This window comes from Azospirillum oleiclasticum (genome assembly GCF_013423485.1).
GTDB classification, from domain to species: domain Bacteria; phylum Pseudomonadota; class Alphaproteobacteria; order Azospirillales; family Azospirillaceae; genus Azospirillum; species Azospirillum oleiclasticum.
In genome coordinates this window covers 1-18,277 of sequence record NZ_JABFFR010000033.1, presented here as the reverse complement: position 1 = coordinate 18,277, position 18,277 = coordinate 1, and the positions used below count along the sequence as shown (strand labels likewise).

The window sequence follows — 18,277 nt, the reverse complement described above, 5'->3', positions numbered from 1 at the left end:
GATCTGACATTTGATGTGAACCCGGTGCGGAAGAAGACCGGCTCCCGGCAAGACTTCCGCGCACAACATGGAGGGGCAGCCCGTGACCATGATCGGCGTCTACGTCGGCAATTCACTGAGCGAGCTCAGCAAATTCGACTCCTGGCTCAAATCGCCCGCGGATGCGGTGCTCGGGTATATTGGACGTGCCGACTGGAAGGATTTCGTCGGCAGTGCGGATTGGGCGGAAAAACTATGGTCCAACACCGACAAGACAGTGTTGTGGTCGGTCCCGCTGGTGGTCAACGGCGCCAGCCTGGCAACGGCGGCGACCGGTGCCTACAATGAGTATTACAAGCAGGTCGCCAAGTCCCTGGCCGCGTCGCAGCCCGACGGCGAGATCCACATCCGCACGGGGTGGGAGTTCAACGGACAATGGTTCCCGTGGAAGGCCGCGGGCAAGGAGGAGGCCTATGTCGGCGCCTTCCGTGAATTCGTGGACGCCTTCCGCACCGTCTCCGACCGCTTCACGTTCGAATGGGCGCCCAACATCGGCGACCTCGGCATGAACCCGGAGAAGGCCTATCCTGGTGACGCCTATGTCGATGTGATCGGCATGGATTTCTACTACAACACCGCCTGGGATTCGAAGAACCCCGAGAACGCGTGGTCGAAGATGGTCACGCAGAATTATGGCCTGCAGTGGCACCAGGACTTCGCCGCCGCGCACGGCAAGCCGACCGCCTATTCCGAATGGGGCATGATGAGCGACGGCGCCGGGGCGTACGTCGAGAAGGCGGCGGACTGGTTCGCCCGGTACGACGTCGCGTACCACACCTACTGGAACTCCTACCAGGATTTCCCCGGCAAGCTCAGCGACGGGCACAACCCGGCCACCGGGGCGGAATACCGGGACGAGTTCGGTGGTGCGCCCAAGAACATCCGTCTTGGGGGATCCGGCAACGACAGTCTTTACGGCAATTCGCGCGGCGAGCGGCTGGACGGCAAGGCCGGGGCCGACAGCATGCGTGGCTACGGCGGTGACGACACCTACTATGTCGACAACAGCGGCGACCGGGTGATCGAGAGCGCCGGCGAGGGCAAGGACGAGATCCGCTCCAAGCTCGCCACCACCACCCTGCCGGACCATGTCGAGAACCTGACCCTGCTGTCCAACGGCAATCAGACCGGTATCGGCAACGAACTCGACAACCGCATCGTCGGCGGCACCGGCAACGACACGCTGGACGGCCGCGAGGGGAACGACCGGCTGATGGGCGGGGTCGGCAACGACACCTTCATCATGCGCCCCGGCGGCGGCCGCGACACCATCGCCGACTTCAAGGCCGGCCCGGGCAGCGGCGACGTGCTGCGGCTGGACAGCTTCAGCATCCGCAGCTTCGACCAGGTGAAGGCGGCGCTGGAGCAGTATGGCGGCGACACCGTGCTGGCGCTTCCCGGCGGCGACGTCGTGGTGTTCGCCAACCACAAGGTCGCCGACTTCGCCGCCGACGACTTCGCCTTCGGCGGCTCGCCCCCGGCCCCGGCCCCCGCTTGGCGTCCCGACGAGCCGCCCGAGGCGCCGACGCCCATCCAGTACTCCCGTTCCGGCGGCGGCGGCAACGACGTGATCAAGGGTGGCGACGTCAACGACTACATCAACGGCGGTGGCGGCACCGACACCATGACCGGCGGCAAGGGCCACGACACCTATGTGGTCGACCGCCCGCAGGATGTGATCGTCGAAAAATCCGGGCAGGGCATCGACAGCGTCGATAGCTGGTCGAAGACCTACACCCTGCCGGCCAACGTCGAGAACCTCGCGCTGATCGGCGGCTACGCCCAGACCGTCACCGGCAACGCCCTCGACAATCGCCTGGAAAGCAACGGCTCCGGCGACACGCTGAACGGCAAGGCCGGCGACGACTGGCTGATCGGCGGTGGCGGCAAGGACAGCTTCGTCTTCCAGAAGGGCACCGGCCACGACACGATCGAGGATTTCGCCCCCGGCAGCGGGTCTGGCGATGTGGCACGGCTGGAGGATTACGGCTGGTCCTCCTTCTCCCAGGTGAAGACGGGGATGAGCCAGAAGGGCGACGACACGCTGCTGACCCTGCCCGGCGGCGATACGGTGCTGTTCCTCGGCACCCGCGTGTCGCAGTTCGCAGCCGACGACTTCCAGTTCGCCGGCGTCACCACCGGCGGCGGCACCGGGACGGGTGGCACGGGATCCGGCAGTTCCACCATCACGGTGCGGGCGGCGGCCGACTCGTGGAACGGCAACCCCCTGTTCCGGCTGACGGTGGACGGCGTGCAGGTCGGCAAGGACACCGCCGTCGGCACGCAGCGCGACGACGGGTGGCAGGAGTTCACCTTCACCGTTACCGGCAACAGCTCCCCCGACGCGCTGGACATCCGCTTCCTGAACGACGACTACGGCGGAAGCGCGGCGGCCGACCGCAACCTCTACATCGACCGGGTGGTGGTCAACGGCCGCAGCTACGACGGCGCCGCGTCCCTGTACGAGCGGGACGGTTACACCACCAAACTCGGCTCGTCGGAGTTGATGCCGCACAACGGCGTGCTGCACTTCGATCTAATGGACGCATAGGGGTCCCGCTGGCCGGCCCCTCTCCTCGCCGGACAGCGGGAGGGGGGCTGCCCGCATGTCGCGCGCCCCCCACCATGCCCTTCGGGAGTTCTGGCCGGCCATTCCGAAAGAATCTTATCACTCCCAACCCGAGCCTTTCTTTCTTCCGGCCGCAAAACGACCCTCATGAAGAACGATTGTTTATTTATAATTGAAACTCCATTGTCATATTTGATGTTGACCGAAGCTCTTCTTTTGCTTTAGATTTTCATGGGATTTGTTGAGCATTGACCAGACATCGTGCAGTGTCCGTGCTGGAGCAAATCCGCTTGCAGGCGTTCATAATGGTGACCGCCTGTCGGAAGACTTCAGACCGCGGCGGTCATGCGGTGGGATTGTCTTCAACAAACCATCAAGGACAAGGAACGGACACCGCCCACAACGGGGCAGAGGAGGAAACGGCTCATGGATACCCGGGCTCTCGGTTTCTTTGCTCTTGCCGCGGCTGCCGCCGCCAGCGTCGCCCACGCCGAGACGCTGAAAGTCTACAGCGTCGATGCGCCGCCGATGACCATGGACAATGCGAAGCAAAGCGGTTTCGTGGCCGAGATCACCATCGACGCGATGAAGCGCGCGGGATACACGGCCGAGTTTGTCTTCGTTCCGTGGAAGCGTGGGCAGCAGGAAGTGACCGAAGGGACGAACCAACTGATCATTCCTCTCTCGAGAACTCCGGCGCGCGAGGCCAACTACACCTGGATCGCGCCGATCTACCGCCTCGAGAGAACCTTCGCGGCGATCGGAAAGTCCATCGACAGCTATGAGCAGGCAAAAGCCGAGCTGAACAGCGTCATCGTCGGTCAGGGCAGCGCGCAGGAGGAGCTCCTCAAGGCCAACGGCTTCCCGCCCGGCAGGATGCGCTCCGTCAGGATCGGCCAGAGGGAGGTCGATCTTCTGCGCGCGGACGGTCTCGACGCCTGGTACAACGGGACGCCCGAGACGCGGTGGAAATGGAGGCAGTCCGGCCGTACGGAGGCTTTGGTGATCGGCAAGCCGATCGACGCCAACGACATCTATCTCGCCTGCTCGCCGAAGTGCGACCCGCTGATCGTGGACAGGCTGCGGACCGCCGTCTTGACACTGGTCGCCGATGGCACGGCGCAGCGGATCATCGACAGCTATCTGGAGTGACTGCGGACCCCGATGGTTCGCCGCGTACGGCGGGCCGGCACCCTCCATCCATTCCATGCGCCGCCGATTATAACGAGTATTTTTTGTGTTTTTTCATTGATTGACGAGTCTCCATGTAAAACATAAACTAACCCCACAGCGCCGATTTGAGCCAACAGCTTGCGGGCGCGTAAAAAATTCAGCTAAGCGTATGGGTCTACCCGCCCAGTCGCACGGCTGTGGCGGGTGTTTTTTGCCCGCCTCCGGTCCACGTCAACCCGCCCATCAATGAAAGGGCGGGAACACAGGAGGTTACGCATGTCGTTCCAGGTCTCGCGCCGCGCCGTCCTCGCCGCCGCCGTCGCCGCACCCCTGGCCTCGTCCCTGCCCTTCCCCGTTTCGGCCGCCGACAAGCCGTCGGAGATCCGGCTCGACTACGCCTACTACAACCCGGTCAGCCTGCTGCTGAAGGAGAACGGCTGGCTGGAGGAGGAGTTGAAGAAGGACGGCATCGGCGTGCGCTGGGTGCTCAGCCTCGGCTCCAACAAGGCGCTGGAGTTCCTCAACGCCCGCGGCCTCGATTTCGGGTCGACCGCCGGGGCGGCGGCGCTGGTGGCGAAGGTCAACGGCAACCCCATCAAGTCGGTGTACGTCTACTCCAAGCCGGAATGGACGGCGCTGGTGACGCGCGGGGACAGCGGCATCACCAAGGTCGCCGACCTGAAGGGCAAGCGCATCGCCGTCACCCGCGGCACCGACCCGCACATCTTCCTGGTCCGCGCGCTCGCCGGGGCCGGGCTGACCGACAAGGACGCCAAGCTGGTGCTGCTCCAGCACCAGGACGGACGGCTGGCGCTGGAGAAGGGCGACGTGGACGCCTGGGCGGGCCTCGACCCGATGATGGCGCAGGCGGAGCTGGAGAACGGCGCCAAGCTGTTCTACCGCAACCCCGATGCCAACACCTGGGGCATCCTGAACGTGCGCGAGGCCTTCGCGGCCGAGAATCCGGCCCTGGTGACCCGCGTCCTCGCCGTCTACGAGCGCGCCCGCAAGCACGCGCTGGCCAACCCGGCGGAGCTGCGCAAGATCCTGGCCGCCGCGGCCAAGCAGCCGGACACCGTCATCGCCCGCCAGCTCGAACGCACCGACCTGACCCACGCCGCCATTGGCCCGGCTCAGGAGCGCACGATCATCGAGGCGGGGCTGGCGCTGCAGGAGGCGGGCGTGCTCGCCGCCACTGTCGATGTGAAAGCGGTCGCGGCCAGCCTGTTCGATGCCTCCTTCACCAAGGCGCTGGGGCAGTGAGCGGACCATGACCGCCACGGAACGCCTTTACGAGCCGACGGCGGACGCCCTCCCCTCCCTGGCGGGCGGTCCTCGCCGGCGTCCGGGACTGGGCCGCGCCGTCGGGCTGATCGTCCCGGCGGTGCTGGCGCTGGGATGGGAGGCGGCGGTCGCCACCGGTTGGGGCGATGGCCGCCTGCTGCCCCCGCCGAGCCGTGTGCTCGCCACCCTGTACGCCCTGTACGCATCGGGCGATCTGGTCACCCATGTGCTGGCGACGCTGTGGCGGGTGGGGGCCGGCTTCCTGTGTGGGGTGCTGGCGGGCACGCTGCTGGGGGCGTTGACGGGATACCTGACCGTCGCCCGCCGGCTGTTCGACCCGACGCTCCAGGCGCTGCGCAGCATCCCCTCCATCGCCTGGGTGCCGCTGTTCATCCTGTGGTTCGGCATCTTCGAGACGTCGAAGGTGATCCTGATCGCGGTCGGCGTCTTCTTCCCGATCTATCTGGCGCTGTCCGGCGCCATCATGGACGTCGACCGCAAGCTGGTGGAGGTCGGGCGTATGTTCCGGCTCTCCGGGCCGCAACTCGTGTGGCGGGTGCTGCTGCCGGCCACCCTGCCCAGCTATGTGCTGGCGCTGCGCGCCGGGCTGGGGCTCGGCTGGATGTTCGTGGTGGCGGCGGAGTTCATGGGCGCCAGCGAGGGGCTGGGCTTCCTGCTGGTGGACGGGCAGATGACCGGCAACCCCGCCACCATCCTGGCCGCCATCCTCGGCTTCGCGGTGCTGGGCAAGATCACCGACGGCCTGCTGGCCGCCGCCTCCCGGCCCCTGCTGCGCTGGCAGGATGGTTTCAAGACGGAGGCGTGACGTGCTGACGGTCGAAAACCTGTCCAAGCGCTACCCCAACGGCCTGCTGGCGCTGTCCGGGATCGAGCTGCGGGTGCGGCCCGGCGAGATCCTGGGCGTGGTCGGCGGGTCGGGCTGCGGCAAGAGCACGCTGCTGCGCGTGCTGTCCGGTCTGGAGCCGCCGACCGCCGGGCGCGTAACCCTGAACGGCACCGACATCGCCAGCCCGCGGGAGGAGATCGGCTTCGTCTTCCAGGAGCCGCGGCTGATGCCCTGGCTGTCCATCCGGGACAACGTCGCCTTCGGCATCCGCCACCTGCCCAAGACCGAGCAGACGGCGCGGGTGGACGAGGCGCTGCAGCGTGTCGGCTTGGCCGACTTCGCCCGCTGCTGGCCGCGCGAGCTGTCGGGTGGCATGGCGCAGCGCGCCGCCCTTGCCCGCGCGCTGGTCGGGCGGCCGTCCGTGTTGCTGTTGGACGAGCCCTTCAGCGCGCTGGACGCCTTGACACGCTACGACCTGCAGGATCACCTGCTGGAGCTGTGGTCGTACGAACGGCCGACCATGGTGCTGGTGACCCACGACATCGAGGAGGCGCTGGTGCTGTCCGACCGTGTCGTGGTGATGCAGCCCGGTCCCGGACGCATCCAGACCGTCGCGACGCCCGCGCTGCCCCGGCCGCGCGAGCGGACCGACCCGCTGTTCGAGGACTGGAAACACCGGCTGCTGGGGGAGCTGAGCCGCTCCTTCCGCGACCACCGGCGCGGCGAGGAGGCCTTCCCCGCCGCCGCCATCTGACGACGGGCATAGGATAAGGGGAGGAAACAGGTATGGACGTCCAGCAGCTCAAGGCCATCCAGGCACCGCTGAAGGACCAGTACAAGCAGGATCCGGACTCGGCCGTGGTGACCCTGCGCGCCAAGGGCGACCTGGCGGAGGGCATCGCCTGCAAGGTGGACACCGGCCGCGCGCTGGTGGAAGCGGGCCTGCACCCGGCCACCGGCGGCACCGGCACCCAGGCCTGCTCCGGCGACATGCTGCTGGAGGCGCTGGTGGCTTGCGCCGGCGTGACGCTGAAAGCCGTCGCCACCGCTCTGGAGTTCCGCCTGAACGGTGGCAGCGTCTCGGCCGAGGGTGATCTGGATTTCCGCGGCACGCTGGGCGTGGCGAAGGACGCGCCGGTCGGCTTCCGCTCCATCCGCCTGCGTTTCGACCTCGAGACCGACGAGCCGGAGGAGCGCATCGCCCTGCTGACCAAGCTGACCGAGCGTTACTGCGTCGTCTACCAGACGCTGGCCAATCCGCCGCCGCTGACGCTGGCGATCGAGACGGCGCGGGGCTGAGCGCTCAGGAGTTGAACGCCGCGTACACCCGGTGCGCGGCGTCCTGCAGCAGGCCGCGGTCCACATCGCCGGCAATCGCCCAGGTCACGCCGCGCTCGTGCCAGTAGAGCGCGGTCACCCGCCCGACCTCCGCGATGCGGAAGGCGGTGTCGGACGACACCGGGCAGCGGCGCAGATAGACGGTCAGCCGCCGCCCGTTGCGGTCCTGGTACATGAGTTGGGCCGCCGGCCCCTGCTCCACCGACAGCAGACGCCCGCCCATCAGCTCGAACCCCAGCGGCGCCAGTTGGGGTGCCGTCAGCTTTTCGCCCAGCCGCCGCGACAGCCAGGTGACGAGGTGGGTCTCCTGGTCGGCCGCCACCTCCACCGGGTGCCGCACCTCGGTGGCGAAAACGCTGTGCGCCGCCGCCGCCTCGCGAGCCACCTGGGTGTTGGAGTCGACCACGGCCGCGGGGCCGCCGCCGCGAACCGCCCAGCCGGTCGCCCCGCCGGCCACGAACAGCAGCAGCGCCGCCGCCGCCGCGGCGGCCGGCCGCCAGCTCCACTTTGGGCGGCGCGGCGCCTCGGGCGCGGGCATCGTCGCCAGCGGGGCGTAGGCGTCGGCGATCAGATCCGCCGCGCGACGGTAGCTCCCCAACCTTGCGGCGTCCTCCGGATGCCCGGCCAGATGGCGCTCCACGGCGGCGCGCCGGCCGGGGGGCAGCTCGCCATCCATCCAGGCGTGCAACTCCGCCTCCGTGACCGGGCCGTCGCTGCCGTCGTCGAAGTCGTTGTCCGACGCAGTCATCTACCGGATCCTCCGAACCACCTGCTGCTCGCCCCCCTCCATCATCACCCGCAGCCGTTCGCGGGCGCGGGCGAGGCGGGACATGACCGTTCCCATGGGTATCTCCAGCACCTCCGACAGGTCCCGGTAACTCAACCCCTCCAGCGCGCTGAGCAGCAGGATCCGCCGCTGGTCCTCCGGCAGCCGGGCCATGGCGCGCACCAGATCGCGCACCGCCGAGCGGTCGGTCGGCGCGGTGCTGAGCGCCAGCGCGTCGGCCAGATCCTCGACCGGCACCTCCGGCCCGCGGCGGCGCCGTCGACGGTGGCCGCTTGCGTGCAGGTTGTGCAGGATCGCCAGCAGCCACGCGTAGAGGCGGGACGGGTCGCGCAGCGCCTCCCGGCTCGCCAGCGCGCGTTCCATCACGTCCTGGACGAGGTCGTCGGCATCCGGGATGGAGCCCACCAGCGCCACGGCGTAACGCCGCAGCCGCGGGACCATCGCCGCGATCTCACCCGCCGTCGGTGCCGCCCCATCCATGTTCCGCCGCCCGTCCCCCCGTCCGCAACATCAGGATATGACGGGTAGACGCCGACCGGCGCCGCATATTCCACGACGGCGGTAAAATCATGCGCCGTCAGGGCCGGCTCCAGATCTCCTGATCGATCTGCCCTTTCAGCTCCGGCATCGTGCTCGCGAGGAAGACCGGGCTGCGCCCGGCGCGTCGCTGGTCCAGATAGTCGCGGGTCAGCCGGGCGACGAGGCCGGACAACGCCAGGATGGCCACCAGATTAACCGTCGCCATCAGCCCCATGGAGGCGTCGGCGGCGTTGAAGACGGTGGCGAGGGACTCGTGTGCGCCCCACACGACCATCAGCAGCACGCCGAGGCGAAGCACCATCCGGCCGCTCCGGCCGCCGACACCCAGGAACATCAGCGCGTTCTCGGCGTAGGCGTAGTTGCCGATGATCGAGGTGAAGGCGAAGAAGAAGATGGCGAGCGCCACGAAATACGGACCCGCCCAGCCGATGTGGTGCTCCATCGCCGCCTGGGTGAGCTGGGTGCCCGTCAGGTCCGACGCCGGGTCGAGCTGGCCCGACAGCAGGATCAGCAGCGCCGTCGCGGTGCAGATCAGCAGCGTGTCGATGAACACACCGAGCGACTGCACGAAACCCTGGCTGACCGGGTGGTGCGGGTCGGGTGCGGCGACCGCGGCGATGTTCGGGGCCGATCCCATGCCGGCCTCGTTGGAGAAGAGACCGCGCTTCACCCCATTCAGCATCGCCGCGGTGACGGACCCGGCAACGCCGCCGGCCGCCGATCCGAACCCGAACGCGCTGCCGACGATCGTCGCCAACAGCCCCGGCACCTCCGCGATGTTCACGGCGACGGCGTACAACGCCACGGAAAGATATGCGACGGCCATGAACGGTACGACGACTTCCGCCACCCGCGCGATGGTCGGAATGCCGCCGAAGATGATGACGCCGGAGAGCGCCGCCAGCACCACCCCGGTCCACAGCTTCGATGCGCCGAACGCCCCGTCCATGGCATCGGCGATGGAGTTGGCCTGCACCGCGTTGAAGGCGAGCCCGAACGTCACGATCAGGCACACCGAGAACAGCACCCCGGCCCAACGCGCCTTCAGCCCCTTCGCCATGTAGAAGGCCGGACCGCCGCGGTAGCGCCCCTCCTCGTCCCGCACCTTGTAGAGCTGGGCGAGCGTGCTCTCGGCGAAGGCCGTCGCCATGCCGAGCACCGCCACCACCCACATCCAGAAGATCGCCCCCGGTCCGCCGAGATGCAGCGCCACGGCCACACCGGCGATGTTGCCGGTGCCGACGCGCGACGCGAGGCTGGTGCACAGCGCCTGGAAAGGCGTGATGCCGGCCCTGTCTGTCGTTCTGGAGCCGAGCACCGCCCGGATCATCTCCGGGAAGTGGATGATCTGCAGCAGCTTCAGGCGGATGGTGAAGTACACCCCCACGGCCAGCAGCCCGTAGATCAGGACGTAGCCCCAGAAGACGGTGTTCAGGAAATCGATGATCGCGTCCATTCGTCACCTCGCGCGTATGCCAGGGCGGGCGGGATCGCCGCCACACCGGAGGCAACGCATCAGCGCCTGCAACGGCTCCGGTCGCGCTTCAAAAAGCCATCCACCGCCCAGATCACCCACACCGGCACCACGCCTTCCAACAGCTTCTTGGACCCCACCCCGCTGGCCAGACCCGCCAAGCCGGTTCGGCAGCGAAAACGGTGCGGTGGGCAGCGCAGCTGGGTGCGCTGGTCGGCACTGTCGGGCTGAGGCGTGTCGGGCTTGGCCTCAATCGATTCGGGAGGGCTCATGGGGTACGGATGGAGCCGATCGGCGATCACCCGGTACAACCGACCTCCGGCCCTTCTGGTTCAATCTCGGTCAGCCGTCTCCGCCTTCCGCTCCTGTGGCATCCTGCGATGGACGCCTATCGCAAGATGCCAATGCTCCGTTCCGGGACCGGCGGGGCCGAGGGGTGCAGGACCACGCCGGACTGGTCCACCTCGACCCGTGCCTGCTCATAGACCATGGTCGCCATTTTCAAGGCCTCGATGAAGCGCGGCTTGAAGTGGAAGACGTTCTTGTAGGCGAAGCCGAACTGCTGGTGCAGCGACAGCCAGGACACCGCCGTCGGCTTCTGCAGGACATGCAGGCGGTAGGCGAGCCAGATGTAGACGTCGAGCGACAGCGACTGGTTGGAGATCAGCTTGATCGCCGCCTCCGACACCGGCACAGGGTGCTCGCGCAGTGCCTTGAAGAAGCGATCACTGAGCCGTACGGTGTCGACCCACAGCCGAAGCTGCTGGTCATCGTCGGTTTCATAGAGCTGGATGCCACCGTCGACGATGCTGTCCTTGGCGAACTTGGTCTGCTTCTCCGAATCCCACAGGAAGGTCAGATGGCAGGCGGAGATGCGGTTGGCCTGGTCGCGCACCTCTCGGTAGCTGGTGCCACCGATCGGCACGCCCATTCGGCTCATCCAGTCGCGCATGGACCGGCCGAGCTCCACCTCTGGGCTGCCGGACTGCACCGCACGGGTCTGGAGATAAAGCAGGATCAGCCGGGCCCGGGAGCCATAGGGAACGCCGTAGAGCTTGGTCTTGCCGTCCTGGTCGCGCAGTCGTCCGGGCTCGACGAGCAGCGTCACCTTGGGTCCCGGCCGTTCCCAATGCTGGTCGTCGGGAAGCTTCTTGTGAGGCAGACAGGTGAGGCAGAAGCCGGAATAGGTAATACCCAGCCCCTGATTCTCGTTGGCAAGCCATTCCGCCGCAAGGTCGACATAGCGCCGTTCATCAGCGCCGACCATGTCTCGGGCCTGCCGGTGTCCGTGCTGCACGATCAGCTGGTGGATGTTTGCCATCGCTGCGATCTCCCATCGTCGCGGCGATGGTGTCGGAAGATGACGGGGGCGTCCACTTGGAATCTTGCGAGCGTGCTAGTGGATGGTTAGTTGGATTCTTTCTAGTTGCTTGCTCGCCAGATGCCACGGGGAAAGCGCTCCCGACTCGCTTCCGCCATCGCAGGATACCAAGCTTCCATCGCCAGATGCCACGTCCGCCCTTGTGGACATGGGCCGGCGGAGGGGCGCTATCGCAAGACTCCACGCGAATCGGCGAGAGACTCGGGACGGCGTGGAGTCTTGCGATGGGCTTGCCCCGTGGCGGTCAGTCGCGATCGGGCGCACCGCCTGGGAACAGCGTGCGGTATGGCCGCGCCTCGTCCACCACGTGGGCGAAGGACGAGCGTTCCAGCAGGCGTTGGCGATAGCCGCGCAGGCGTTCCAGGCCGGGATCGATCGGATGCACCCAGTCGGCGTAGAACAGCGACGGTGCCGCGGCGCAGTCGGCAAGGCTGAACCCCTCCCCTGCCGCCCAACTCTTCCCGGCGAGGGTGTCGTCCAGCCAGGCGTAGGTGGTGTCGAGCAGGCGTCGTGCCTGCGCCACGCCATAGGGATCGCGGTTGCCCTCCTCGCGCAGTCGGTCGAAGACGATCGCCTGCATCGGGGTCATGATGTAGTTGTCGAAGATCCGGTCCATCGTTCGCACCGCCAACGCGTCATGCGGATCCGCCGGAAGCAGCGGTCGGGCGGCCGGGCGCGTCAGCGCCAGATGCTCGATGATCACCGTGGACTCCATCAACGTGCGGCCGTCCTCGATCAGGATCGGCATGCGTTGCACCGGCCACAGCGACCGGAACTCCGCCGCCGTGTCCGGATCGGTCAGGACGCGGAAGCGGAAGGGTGCCTCGGCCTCGTAGAAGGCGATCAGGACCTTTTGGCAATAGGCCGCGAATGGATGGCCAAACAGCGTGGGTTCCAAGCTCGTTCCTCCCCTTCCCTATACCGATTGCGCAATGCAAGCGGTTGAAGCGTGCAGGAACCGGTCCTAATTTGCAACCGGTTCGATGATGGATGGTGCTGGCATGGACAACGCGCACCGCTCCGGGTGTCCGATCAACCTGACGCTGGAGACGCTCGGCGACCGTTGGAGCCTGATCGTCATCCGGGATGTCATGTTCGGCAACCGGCGGCATTACCGCGAGCTGCTGACCCGGTCGGAGGAGCGGATCGCCTCCAACATCCTGGCGGACCGGCTGAAACGGCTCCTCGCCGCCGGGCTGCTGACACGCAGCGACGATCCCACCCACCAGCAGAAGGCGATCTACAGCCTGACCGCGCCGGCCATCGAGCTGGTGCCTCTGCTGGTGCAGATAGCCGCCTGGGGCCGCCGCCACACACCGGCAACGCCGGAGCTGTCCATCCGCGCGCAGATACTGGAGGAGGGTGGCCCGCCTCTGTGGGGACGGCTGATGGCGGAATTGCGCAGCATCCATCTGGGTGACTCGCCCTCCGGCCCGTCCGTCCTGGCCGGATTGCAGCGCGCCTACGAAGCGGTGGTGGCGGAGCAGGAACGGACGGCCAACCATGAGGGTGTGGAGTCTTGCGATGAGGCGCGGTAACGGACGCAGAGCCGTCTTGCCCCCTCCCCGCGTCACGGCACCGCGGTAGATAGCCGTTGCGACGGTCGTATCGACTTGGTAGCGTATCCGCTACTTACGACCGTGGAGGGGGCGGTGACCGGCGAGGATTTGCGGATGCTGCGCGAGCGGCGCGGCCTGACCCAGAGCCAGATGGCGGCTCTGGTCAATGAGATGACCGGGCGGAAATACGACAAGCAGCGGCTGAGCAAGTGGGAGACCGGCAAGGAGGTCATTCCGCGCGAGATCCTCGGCCGGCTGCTGCTGCTGTCCATCGAGCAGACACCGACGGAGCCGCCGCGCCGCGGCGTGACGGTGGCGGTCGGGCTCCAGAAGGGCGGCACCGCCAAGACGGCGACCAGCATCAACATCGCCTATGTGCTCGCCCGCACCGGCAGCCGCGTGCTGCTGGTGGACGCCGATCCACAGGGCAACGCCACCACCCATGTCGGGGTCGGGCAGGCGGAGGTGGTGGAGCTGACCAACAGCGGTCGCGTCCTCTACCACGCGCTCATGGGCAAGGCGGCGCTCACCGACGTGATCCGGAACACCAGCGTCGGCGGGCTGGACCTCGTCCCCTCCAGCATCGCGCTGGCGAGCGCGGACACCGAACTGCCCGGCAATCTGACCAACGCGCAGACGGCGCTTGCGGAGATGCTGGACCCGGTGCGCACGGGCTACGACTTCATCGTCATCGACTGCGCGCCCAATCTGGGCGCCGTTACGATCAACGCGCTGACCGCTGCGGATTTTGTGCTGGTGCCCTGCCAGACGGAGCCGCACGCGATTCTCGGTGTGTCCGCCTTCCTGGAGACCGTCGCCAAGATCCGCCGGCGCCTGAACCCGCGGCTTGAGGTGCTGGGCATCCTGCCCACCATGTTCAACGGGCGGCTGTCGCAGGACCGGTCGTCCATGGACGACATCACCCGCCTGTGGGGTGCGGAGAACACCGTCTTCCCGCCGGTGCCGCGCGCCACGATCTACGCCCAGGCCGCGGGGGCCAACGTGATCACGCTGGACGCCGACATCGGAGCGCCGGGTGCCGAGAGCTACGCCGCCATCGCCGCCGCCCTTCTGAAGGCCACCGGCCGACTGACGGAGACCGTCCATGCCGCCTAGGAAGCTGACCCGCAGCACCGTCGCCAACGTGCTCCAGGCCAAGGAGACCGGTGGCGCCAGCGAGACCGACCGCATGTTCGGCCTGTCCGGCGTGCTGCCGCGGTTGGTCGAGGTCGATCTGGATGCCATCGCCGTCAATCCGGACCAGCCCCGCACCGTCTTCGACGAGGAGTCGTTGCGCTCGCTGGCGGCGTCGATCGAGACGCACGGGCTGCAGCAGCCCATCCTCGTGCAAAGCACCGAAGAGAAGGGCCGCTACCGGTTGGTGGCCGGTGAGCGTCGGCTGCGCGCGCATCAGATGCTCGGTCGCCGCACCATCGCCGCCATCATCACAAAGGGCCGCGCCGACGAGATCGCGCTGATCGAGAATGTACAGCGCGTGGATCTCGACGCCGTCGACCTGGCACGCGGGTTGGAACGCCTCATCCAGGCGCACGGCTACACGCAGGCGGAGGCGGGCGCCGTCGTCGGCCTGTCGGACACCGATACCTCGCGTCGCCTCAGTGTGCTAAGCCTGCCGGCGGACGTCATCGAGCAGTATCAGCGTGAGCCCGGTGCCGTCAGCAAATCGGTGCTGTACGAGATCGCCTCGGTCGAAGGGCAGGCCGAGCAGCGCACCCTGTGGGCGAAGGCCCGGCAGGGCATGACGGTGAAGGAGGTGCGCGCCTCCAAGCCGCGGCTGCGGCCCACGGTCGAACCGATGCGCCTGCTGGGCATCAGTCTCGCCCGCATCGGCAAGGACGTGGCGGCCATGCGGCAGCTCAAGGACAACATGGCGGAGGAGCATCGGGAGCGCTTGCGCGCGCTCCGCCGTGAAATCGACGAGTTGTTGGGGTGATCGCCGGACTTGCGACGTCGGGAGCAATCAAAAATAGAACTAACGCCTGAATTGCTCAATCCTAGAACGCTTTCGACGTCGCAAGCGCGCGGTCCCACGCTGTCGCGCGACAGCGTGGGACCGCCTCTCAAGATGCCACATCCCCTGTCCGTGCTGCGGCCATGATCTCTCCGACAATCTCGTAGGACCGCAGCCGCGCCCGATGGTCGAAGATCATGGCGTTGATCATCAGTTCATTCGCGTCAGTTTCAGTCAGCAGCGCTTCCAGACCGGCGCGGACGGTCCGGGGGCTGCCGACGATTGAGCCCGCCAGCCGGCTCGCCACCTCCCGCTTCTCGCGTTCGGACCACACCGCGTCCATGCTGTCCACCGGCGGCGGCAGGCGGCTGGGGCGACCGCGCGCGAGATTCAGGAAGCTCTGCTGGTGGGTGGTGAAGAGCCGCCACGCCTCCGCATCGGTATCCGCGGCCACCACGTTGATGCCGACCATGGCGTAGGGGGCCGTGAGCGACCCCACGGCCCGGAAGGCGCGGCGATACAGGTCGAGCGCCGGCAGCGTGTTGCCCGGCGAGAACTGGCGTGCAAAGGAGAAGGGAAGGCCGAGCCGGCCGGCAAGCTGGGCGCTGAAGCCGCCGGAGCCCAGCAGCCAGATGGGTATGTCCAGCCCCGCTCCGGGAATGGCGACGACACCCTGCCCGGCTGTTGCCGGTTGCAGGAACCCGCGCAGCTCCGTCAGCAGCTCCGGAAACTCGTCCCCCGTGGTGCCGAGGTCACGGCGCAGCGCATAGGCGGTGACCTGATCGGTACCCGGCGCGCGTCCAAGACCCAGGTCGATGCGTCCGGGAAACAGGGATTCCAGCGTGCCGAACTGTTCCGCCACGATCAGCGGCGCGTGGTTCGGCAGCATCACCCCGCCAGAGCCCACGCGGATGCGGCTGGTGGCGGCCGCAACATGGCCGATCAGCACCGCGGTGGCGGAACTCGCCACACCCGGCAGATTGTGGTGCTCGGCCAGCCAATAGCGGTTGAAGCCCCAGCGCTCCGCATGCTGCGCCAAATCCCGTGTGTTGCGGTAGGAGTCGGCGGGTGTGCCGCCCTCAACCAGCGGCGATAGGTCGAGGACCGAAACGGGTGTGTCGGCGAGGCTCGTCATCGGCTTTGTATCCCCTATGGCGGTCTTGGGGCCAGTGTCGAACGATGCATATGTGTCTGACGATGCCGCGGTGCACGGCCATGGCCGCGCATGGCACCTGTCAACATTTCGGGACCCGAACGGAGATCAGCGTGATGGAACAGCGTCAACTGGGACGATCCGGCCTGAGTGTGGCCCCCCTCTGCTTCGGCGGCAATGTGTTCGGTTGGACCGCCGACGAGGCGACCTCCCACCGGCTCCTGGACGCTTTCCTGGATGAGGGGTTCAACTTCATCGACACCGCCGATGCCTATTCCCGCTGGGCACCGGGGAACCAGGGCGGCGAGTCGGAAACGATCATCGGCACCTGGCTGAAGAGCCGGGGCAGCCGCGACAAGGTGGTCATCGCGACGAAGGTCGGATCGGAGATGGGGCCGGGCCGCAAGGGTCTCTCCCCCGTTTACATCCGACGGGCGGTGGAGGACTCCCTGCGTCGGCTCCAGACCGATGTGATTGATCTGTACCAGTCTCACTGGGACGATCCCGAAACGCCGTTCGAGGACACGTTGGGTGCCTACAAGGATCTGATGGATCAGGGCAAGGTGCGTGCCATCGGCGCCTCCAACCTGACACCGGAGCGGCTGCGCGAGGCACTGGACACGAGCGCCCGCACGGGCCTGCCGCGCTATGAAAGCCTGCAGCCCGAATACAATCTGTACGACCGGCATGGCTATGAGGCGCGGTTGGAACCTCTGTGCCGGGACGCCGGCATCGGCGTGATCAGCTACTACTCGCTCGCCAGCGGCTTTCTCACCGGCAAGTACCGGTCGGCGGACGATGCTGGCAAGAGCACCCGTGGCGGCGGTGTCGTGGGCAAGTACCTGAACGACCGCGGCCGCAACATCCTGGCGGCACTCGACGAGGTGGCCGGGCGGTACGAGGCCACGCCGGCACAGGCGGCACTCGCCTGGCTGATCGGCCGTCCCGGCCTGACCGCACCCATCGCCAGCGCCACCAGCGTCGAGCAGCTTCGTGACCTGACGACGGCGGCCCGTCTGCGGCTCGATGACGACGCGGTCCGCTGGCTCGACAGCGCGAGCGCGTGATGCTGAGCCCGTCCGTGGTCACGTGGTGTCGGCAAGGCCGAGCAGTCCACCCCGCTGACGCAACGTTTCAGAGAAAATCATCTTCCAATTCCCGTCCTGTCCGTAAGTGGCTTGCATGTGACAACAAAAAAACAAGAGAGAAGGGCCGAAATTTCTAATACCGGTCGGCGCATCTCTGCAATCGACAATATAATGACCCAAAAAAAGCAATGGAATGGCAGCAGATTTATGGCTCTCTTTAGGGATCGGTAAAGATTGTCCCCTGCAATGTCTGTGCGTAGGTGCGGGAAAACGGCGAGCGGCTGACATGTTTGGGCAAAGAAAGAGGAAGGGTGCGGAGGCGGCACGCTTGGCGGCGCTTGACGCGTTGCGGACCAATGTGATGATCGCCGACAAGGATATGGTGATCACCTACATAAACCCTTCCACCGCCGCCCTGATGAAGGAGGCGGAGGCCGAGCTTCGCAAGGAGCTGCCCCACTTCAGCGTCGCCACCCTCGTCGGCAGCAGCATCGATGTGTTCCATAAGAACCCGGCGCACCAGCGCGCCATGCTGGCGGCGCTGGATCGGCCGCACCGCGCCACCATTCGGGTGGGCAGCCGCGTGTTCGACCTGCTCGTCACCCCGATCAAGGATGGGCAGCGCCGCAATGGCTTCGTCGTGGAGTGGGCCGATGCCCGCGAACGTCTGCTCAACCACGACTATGCCGCCCAGTTCACGGCCATCGGCCGGTCGCAGGCGGTGATCGAATTCAAACCGGACGGGACGATCCTGACCGCCAACGACAATTTCCTGCGCTCGATGGGGTATTCGCTGGCCGAGGTCCAGGGCCGGCACCACAGCATGTTCGTCGAGCCTGAGTACCGCGAAAGCCGCGAGTACAGGGAGTTCTGGGATCGCCTGCGCCGTGGTGAATACCAGGCGGCACAGTTCAAGCGGGTCGGCAAGAACGGCCGGACGGTCTGGATCGAAGGTTCCTACAACCCGATCTTCGACGAGAACGGCACGATCACGAAGGTGGTCAAATACGCGTCGGACGTGACGGATCAGATGCGGTTGCTGAGAGTCTGTCCGGAAAGTTCATACCGGCTTG

18 protein-coding genes are annotated in these 18,277 nt (G+C 66.9%); 11 read left to right on the top strand and 7 right to left on the bottom strand.

Features of this window, described 5'->3' with window-relative positions; all coding sequences use genetic code 11:
* The first annotated feature begins 88 nt into the window (after positions 1 to 88).
* The 6 genes from HL658_RS27720 to HL658_RS27695 all read left to right on the top strand — a co-directional run bounded on the left by HL658_RS27720 (position 89) and on the right by HL658_RS27695 (position 7,211).
* Entirely contained in the window at positions 89 to 2,590 is a 2,502-nt protein-coding gene (locus HL658_RS27720; protein WP_246337979.1) for a carbohydrate-binding domain-containing protein, read from the top strand.
* 444 nt (positions 2,591 to 3,034) lie between these two features.
* On the top strand, positions 3,035 to 3,760 hold the full coding sequence (locus HL658_RS27715) for a substrate-binding periplasmic protein (RefSeq protein ID WP_180285704.1): 726 nt from the start codon (positions 3,035 to 3,037) through the stop codon (positions 3,758 to 3,760).
* Between the two features lie 297 nt (positions 3,761 to 4,057).
* Positions 4,058 to 5,044 (top strand): aliphatic sulfonate ABC transporter substrate-binding protein, encoded by a 987-nt coding sequence (locus HL658_RS27710; RefSeq protein WP_180285705.1) that lies wholly within the window; start codon positions 4,058 to 4,060, stop codon positions 5,042 to 5,044.
* Positions 5,045 to 5,051: 7 nt separating this feature from the next.
* The gene (locus tag HL658_RS27705; RefSeq protein ID WP_180285706.1) at positions 5,052 to 5,891 is read left to right on the top strand and encodes an ABC transporter permease; all 840 of its coding nucleotides are present in this window, start codon (positions 5,052 to 5,054) and stop codon (positions 5,889 to 5,891) included.
* Entirely contained in the window at positions 5,869 to 6,666 is a 798-nt protein-coding gene (locus HL658_RS27700) for an ABC transporter ATP-binding protein (RefSeq protein WP_196242385.1), read from the top strand. The genes HL658_RS27705 and HL658_RS27700 overlap by 23 nt, the downstream gene beginning before the upstream one ends.
* 32 nt (positions 6,667 to 6,698) lie before the next feature.
* Complete coding sequence (locus tag HL658_RS27695; RefSeq protein WP_180285708.1) at positions 6,699 to 7,211, top strand: OsmC family protein; 513 nt, start codon at positions 6,699 to 6,701, stop codon at positions 7,209 to 7,211.
* 4 nt (positions 7,212 to 7,215) lie between these two features.
* On the opposite strand, the gene HL658_RS27690 is transcribed toward HL658_RS27695, so the two are convergent.
* From HL658_RS27690 to HL658_RS27665, 6 genes are all read right to left on the bottom strand, one after another.
* Positions 7,216 to 7,998: an anti-sigma factor family protein gene (locus tag HL658_RS27690; RefSeq protein WP_180285709.1), complete on the bottom strand. Its 783-nt coding sequence runs from the start codon at positions 7,996 to 7,998 to the stop codon at positions 7,216 to 7,218.
* On the bottom strand, positions 7,999 to 8,517 hold the full coding sequence (locus tag HL658_RS27685; RefSeq protein WP_180285710.1) for an RNA polymerase sigma factor: 519 nt from the start codon (positions 8,515 to 8,517) through the stop codon (positions 7,999 to 8,001).
* 97 nt (positions 8,518 to 8,614) lie between these two features.
* Positions 8,615 to 10,033 (bottom strand): alanine/glycine:cation symporter family protein, encoded by a 1,419-nt coding sequence (locus HL658_RS27680; protein ID WP_180285711.1) that lies wholly within the window; start codon positions 10,031 to 10,033, stop codon positions 8,615 to 8,617.
* 59 nt (positions 10,034 to 10,092) lie between these two features.
* Entirely contained in the window at positions 10,093 to 10,362 is a 270-nt protein-coding gene (locus HL658_RS27675) for a hypothetical protein (protein ID WP_180285712.1), read from the bottom strand.
* A gap of 77 nt (positions 10,363 to 10,439) precedes the next feature.
* Positions 10,440 to 11,372, bottom strand: coding sequence for a replication protein RepA (locus HL658_RS27670; protein ID WP_180285713.1), 933 nt, complete (start codon positions 11,370 to 11,372; stop codon positions 10,440 to 10,442).
* A gap of 304 nt (positions 11,373 to 11,676) precedes the next feature.
* A complete protein-coding gene (locus HL658_RS27665; RefSeq protein WP_180285714.1) occupies positions 11,677 to 12,330 on the bottom strand; it encodes a glutathione S-transferase family protein in 654 nt (217 codons plus the stop codon).
* Positions 12,331 to 12,433: 103 nt separating this feature from the next.
* Between HL658_RS27665 and HL658_RS27660 the strand changes: the two genes are divergently transcribed.
* The 3 genes from HL658_RS27660 to HL658_RS27650 all read left to right on the top strand — a co-directional run bounded on the left by HL658_RS27660 (position 12,434) and on the right by HL658_RS27650 (position 14,945).
* Complete coding sequence (locus HL658_RS27660; RefSeq protein ID WP_180285715.1) at positions 12,434 to 12,970, top strand: winged helix-turn-helix transcriptional regulator; 537 nt, start codon at positions 12,434 to 12,436, stop codon at positions 12,968 to 12,970.
* A 114-nt stretch (positions 12,971 to 13,084) separates the two neighbouring features.
* Positions 13,085 to 14,107, top strand: a complete 1,023-nt coding sequence (locus tag HL658_RS27655) for an AAA family ATPase (RefSeq protein WP_180285716.1) — start codon at positions 13,085 to 13,087, stop codon at positions 14,105 to 14,107.
* The gene (locus HL658_RS27650; protein ID WP_180285717.1) at positions 14,097 to 14,945 is read left to right on the top strand and encodes a ParB/RepB/Spo0J family partition protein; all 849 of its coding nucleotides are present in this window, start codon (positions 14,097 to 14,099) and stop codon (positions 14,943 to 14,945) included. Before HL658_RS27655 ends, HL658_RS27650 begins: the two co-directional genes overlap by 11 nt.
* Positions 14,946 to 15,072: 127 nt before the next feature.
* Here the strand turns inward: HL658_RS27650 and HL658_RS27645 are convergent, their stop codons facing one another.
* Positions 15,073 to 16,098, bottom strand: coding sequence for an LLM class flavin-dependent oxidoreductase (locus tag HL658_RS27645; RefSeq protein ID WP_180285718.1), 1,026 nt, complete (start codon positions 16,096 to 16,098; stop codon positions 15,073 to 15,075).
* Between the two features lie 134 nt (positions 16,099 to 16,232).
* Between HL658_RS27645 and HL658_RS27640 the strand changes: the two genes are divergently transcribed.
* Entirely contained in the window at positions 16,233 to 17,183 is a 951-nt protein-coding gene (locus HL658_RS27640; RefSeq protein WP_180285719.1) for an aldo/keto reductase, read from the top strand.
* A 349-nt stretch (positions 17,184 to 17,532) separates the two neighbouring features.
* On the top strand, positions 17,533 to 18,277 hold a 745-nt coding region (locus HL658_RS27635), incomplete at its 3' end, for a PAS domain-containing protein (protein ID WP_246337958.1).